Annotated in this window: 5 protein-coding genes and 1 pseudogene; all 6 read left to right on the forward strand. The window is 44.6% G+C overall.

Annotated elements, in window-relative coordinates; translation table 11 throughout:
• The first annotated feature begins 168 nt into the window (after positions 1-168).
• The 6 genes and pseudogenes from ACERC8_RS09770 to ACERC8_RS09795 all read left to right on the forward strand — a co-directional run bounded on the left by ACERC8_RS09770 (position 169) and on the right by ACERC8_RS09795 (position 4,584).
• A pseudogene (locus ACERC8_RS09770) lies at positions 169-1,107 on the forward strand (recombinase family protein).
• Positions 1,104-1,460: a hypothetical protein gene (locus ACERC8_RS09775; RefSeq protein ID WP_373659675.1), complete on the forward strand. Its 357-nt coding sequence runs from the start codon at positions 1,104-1,106 to the stop codon at positions 1,458-1,460. The pseudogene ACERC8_RS09770 and the gene ACERC8_RS09775 overlap by 4 nt, the downstream one beginning before the upstream one ends.
• A 122-nt stretch (positions 1,461-1,582) precedes the next feature.
• Positions 1,583-1,906 (forward strand): NUDIX domain-containing protein, encoded by a 324-nt coding sequence (locus ACERC8_RS09780; protein WP_373659676.1) that lies wholly within the window; start codon positions 1,583-1,585, stop codon positions 1,904-1,906.
• A gap of 153 nt (positions 1,907-2,059) precedes the next feature.
• Positions 2,060-2,956, forward strand: coding sequence for a GTPase Era (gene era / locus ACERC8_RS09785; RefSeq protein ID WP_373659677.1), 897 nt, complete (start codon positions 2,060-2,062; stop codon positions 2,954-2,956).
• Between the two features lie 151 nt (positions 2,957-3,107).
• Complete coding sequence (locus ACERC8_RS09790) at positions 3,108-3,530, forward strand: GNAT family N-acetyltransferase (protein WP_373659678.1); 423 nt, start codon at positions 3,108-3,110, stop codon at positions 3,528-3,530.
• Between the two features lie 142 nt (positions 3,531-3,672).
• Entirely contained in the window at positions 3,673-4,584 is a 912-nt protein-coding gene (locus tag ACERC8_RS09795) for a phosphodiester glycosidase family protein (protein ID WP_373659680.1), read from the forward strand.
• Positions 4,585-4,612: the final 28 nt, after the last annotated feature.

Genomic DNA, 4,612 nt, shown 5'->3' on the forward strand with positions numbered 1-4,612 from the left:
GTGGAACCATCATCGCATTCACGGTAGTCTCGATTACCAAACACCTATGGTTAAGCGAGTTATCGCTTAACAAAAACGCTTTATAAAAATTGTACAGAAAAGGGGTGCCTTTTCAACCATTACCTTGACCAAACACCTGAGTTTAAGAATTGGGAGCGCTTGGAATTTGTGGACGATGGTTTTTCAGGAACCACTCTCAATCGTCCAGCCTTTCAACGCTTGATGGCCGATGTTAAGTCTGGAACTATCCGTCATATCCTTGTTAAAGACTTGTCCCGATTTATGCGTGATTATCTGGAGTTAGGGAACTATTTGGAAAATATCTTTCCTTTTCTTGGGGTTCGATTTATCGCTCTCAATGACCAGTACGATAGCATGGTTTCTGAGAATAATGGCTTAGATATTGATGTGCCATTTCGGAATTTACTCAATGATTTCTATGCCAAAGATGTTTCTGAGAAGGTCAAGAGTGCGATGAACAGCATGAAACGCTCGGGCAAAAACATGAGCTGGTTGCCCCCGTTTGGTTATCTCAAGGATCCAGAGGACCGTTTCAAGATTATTATTGACGAGACAGTTGCACCAATTGTTCGACGGATTTTCGCCTTGTACCTTGATGGTAATAGTTACCAAACAATTGCTCGACTCCTGAATGAAGAACAAGTCATTACTCCAGCAGAACGAAAGATGTAAATCAGTCAGGCACGTTACGCAAAGTCACTCCGTTTAACAACTGAGCAAAAACGAAATGTTTAGAGTAGCAATACCGTTGGTCAAATTTTAAAGAATGAAGCCTATAAGGGAACTTATCTGTTTAATACTCGGACGTATGTAAGGGGGAAGCATGTTTTCAGACCAAAATTAGAGTGGGAGCGGGTTGAGAACAATCACGAAGCGATTATTTCATCAGAACTATTTGAACAAGTTGTCCAATTAAAAGGATCAAAAGCCACAAAAAGAAAACAGCATCAGATACCTAAAACATCATCTGTATTGACAGGTCTGATTCGTTGTGAGCACTGTGATCATTCGTTGATTGGACATTACAACCATCAAGGTTACCAATATTTTCCTGTCGTTATTGTAAGGGGCAGGGAGAAAAAATGAAGTCTTGTCGAGTGGATAGGATTGAACAAGCAATCAAAGGGAAACCAGGAGATGAAGCAGTAAAACCTCATCAAAAGGTATCTAAGACCCTTGTTGTTCGGGAAATTGAACGATTGAAGACAGAAAAACTCGCCTGCTTTCAGGACTACAAGGATAGCTTGTTGACCAGAGAAGATTATATTGCCAAGAAAAAGGAAGTGGATAAATCTGTTCAGGCTTTGGAAGAGCAGTTGAAAGAAGCTAGCTATGCTCAGTTGCCAACTGATAAGAGGTTAAGCAAAGAAATTGTAGTTGCACACGTTGACAAAGTTGTGGTTGATTGTCTTGGATTTTTTACAGTCATCTACAAATAGCTGAGGAGGAGACTTGTATCCTAGCAAGTCTCTTTCTTGATGGGATAGTTTGTGGTATAATGAGTGTGTAATCTAGCAAATAAATAGTGTCAGTTACTTGACATAAGAGGGGGGGGAGCGCTATGGAACTCGGTGAAATCTCTCTGGAAACAGCCATTCGTGAGTTTGCTGAGGAGACAGGCATTAAGGTGGCTGCCAAACGTTTGCTTAATGTCTACACGAACAGCGAGCATCATTATCCTAACGGCGATATTTGCCAATCCATCACCTTTATCTATGAAATGGTAGCAGAAGAGAGCTATGACATTAGCACTCACCGTGATGATGAAAGTCTAGAGTTACGTTTTTTCACAAAAGAGGAGATTGACCAGTTGGCATTGGCTTTTGACAGCCACCGTTTGATGATTGAAGAATGTGTGTCTGGCAGCTTTGCCATGGGACACTAAAAGTAATAGAAAATGAAAGGAGTGGGACGGGTTTGTGTTCCAACTGAACACGGACTAAAAGCTGTGTCAAAAAGATGAACGACCTCGAAAATCAGGATTTTCGGGTCATTCCCTATTTTGACTTGGCTTTTGACGTCCTTTGTATCTTAAGTTATGTTTAAATCAGGCTTTGTAGCGATTTTAGGTCGACCAAACGTCGGCAAATCAACCTTTTTGAATTATGTGATGGGGCAAAAAATTGCCATCATGAGCGATAAGGCGCAGACGACCCGTAACAAGATTATGGGTATTTACACGACTGAGACGGAGCAAATTGTCTTTATCGACACGCCAGGGATTCATAAGCCCAAGACGGCTCTGGGGGATTTTATGGTAGATGCGGCCTACTCGACCCTGCGTGAGGTGGAGACGGTGCTCTTTATGGTACCTGCTGATGAGAAGCGAGGCAAGGGCGATGACATGATTATCGAGCGCTTAAAAAAGGCCAATATCCCTGTTATTTTGGTCATTAATAAGATTGACAAGGTGCACCCTGACCAGCTCTTGGAGCAGATTGATGACTTCAGAAGTCAGATGGACTTCAAGGAAATTGTGCCGATTTCAGCCACTCAAGGAAACAATATCAATCGCCTGATGGAGATTCTTAAGGACAATCTGGAAGAGGGCTTCCAGTATTTCCCAGAAGATCAGATTACCGACCATCCCGAGCGGTTCTTGGTGTCGGAGATGATTCGAGAGAAGGTCTTGCATTTGACCCGCGAAGAGATTCCACATTCGGTAGCGGTGGTCATTGAGTCAATGAAGCGAGATGAGGAGACCGACAAGGTTCATATTCAAGCGACCATCATGGTCGAGCGGGACAGCCAAAAAGGCATTGTCATCGGAAAAGGTGGTGCCATGCTGAAAAAAATCGGCTCCCTTGCCCGCCGTGACATCGAACTCATGCTAGGCGACAAGGTCTTCCTCGAAATCTGGGTCAAAGTCAAGAAAAATTGGCGAGACAAGAAGCTGGACTTGGCAGATTTTGGCTACAATGAGAAAGAGTATTAAAATAGCCTACGGATAGGCTATTTTAACCCGAGCCTAGAGACGCAAGGGCGAGGCTTCCCTAATGGGGAGTTTAGGGTCATCGCCTGAAAAAAAGTGCAATGAGGTTCAGTAAACTTTTTAACACAAGCAAAAGAATGGGGAGGAGTGACTGATGATTGAACCTGTTACCTCAAATACGGTAACGCATTGGGCAGACCTCGCCAGCCAGTTGTGGTCGCCTGAGACTCAGGACTTGGTGGCAGACTTTTTAGCTGGTCGATTCCCGTATGAGTTTCTTTTTTGGGACGATGGCAGAGCTGTCGCCTTTATCAGCTTATCCACCAGATATGACTATGTCGAAGGGACGAAAGGCTCTCCTGTTGCATTCTTAGAAGGAGTGTTTGTCTTACCCAGTTATCGTCGCCAAGGATTGGCTAGAAAACTGGTTACTTTTGCGAAAGAGTGGGCAAAAGGACAGGGATTGAGCCAGATTGCCTCTAATTATGCCCTAGACAACCAAGCGAGTCATTTTTGCCATCAAGCACTCGGCTTTCAGGAAGTCAGCCGAACAGTGAATGTCATACAGGACTGCTGAGGACGATAGTCCTCTTTTTTTATTGGATAAAACCCATATTTGTCTGAAAAAACAGAAATTTAAGATTTTATAAAGAATTCTTTAAGTTTTCTTTTAACCTAGCGACGTAAACTAGGGCAATCAAAAAGAAGGGGACTGCTTAATGAAACAAATCAAAAAACATGCCTATACGATTTTATTTTCCAGTGTCTTGCTGACGGCAAATGCCTATAGTCTTCTAAAAACTTTTGTTCTGCCAACAGCGGTGGTCAGTGTCGCAGAGACCGGTCAAGTGCAGGCAACGCCCATCAGCTCCAGCACTGGAACAACAACTGGTAGCTCTGCTATGGCCGCAGGCACAGCAACAGTGACCGATAGCAGCTACACAGACGATAATATCGCCATAGCCATTGAGACCATTCGTCAGAGTGACACGACCATTTATGTGGCGGATGTGCGAATCAGTGATCCGAGCTTGCTCAGGACGGCGCTGGCGCAGGATACCTATGGGACCAACATCACCGCGACGACCTCTAGCACGGCAGCGGCAAACAAGGGCATCTTTGCCATCAATGGAGACTACTACGGGGCAAACCAGACGGGCTATGTCATCAAAAATGGGGTACTCTATCGTGATGTGGCTAGAAGCAGTGACTATGAGGATTTGGTGCAATATGCCGATGGCACGCTTGATGTGATTTCAGAGAGTGACACGACGGCGCAAGCCTTATTGGACAGTGGTGTGGTCAATACCTTTACCTTTGGACCAACCTTGGTTAAGGATGGTGACATTGCTGTGTCGACAACTGACGAGGTTGGTCGTGCCATGGCAGATAATCCTCGGACAGCTATTGGAATTATCGAGGAAGAGGACGGCTCTCTTCACTATCTCATCGTCGTCTCTGACGGTCGCAGCGATGAGAGCTCTGGTCTGACCCTCTATGAACTGGCTGAGGTCATGCAGAGTTATGGCGCTGATTTAGCCTATAACCTAGACGGCGGTGGCTCGTCTACCACGTACTTCAACGCCCTTGTAAGAGGAATACTTGCGTTTCCGACGAATACGAGCAGCTAGTTTCATCTCTGTCATCAAACGTTGTACC

Origin of the sequence: Streptococcus sp. E29BA (assembly GCF_041807805.1) — a bacterium.
In the GTDB taxonomy this organism is placed as follows: domain Bacteria; phylum Bacillota; class Bacilli; order Lactobacillales; family Streptococcaceae; genus Streptococcus; species Streptococcus entericus.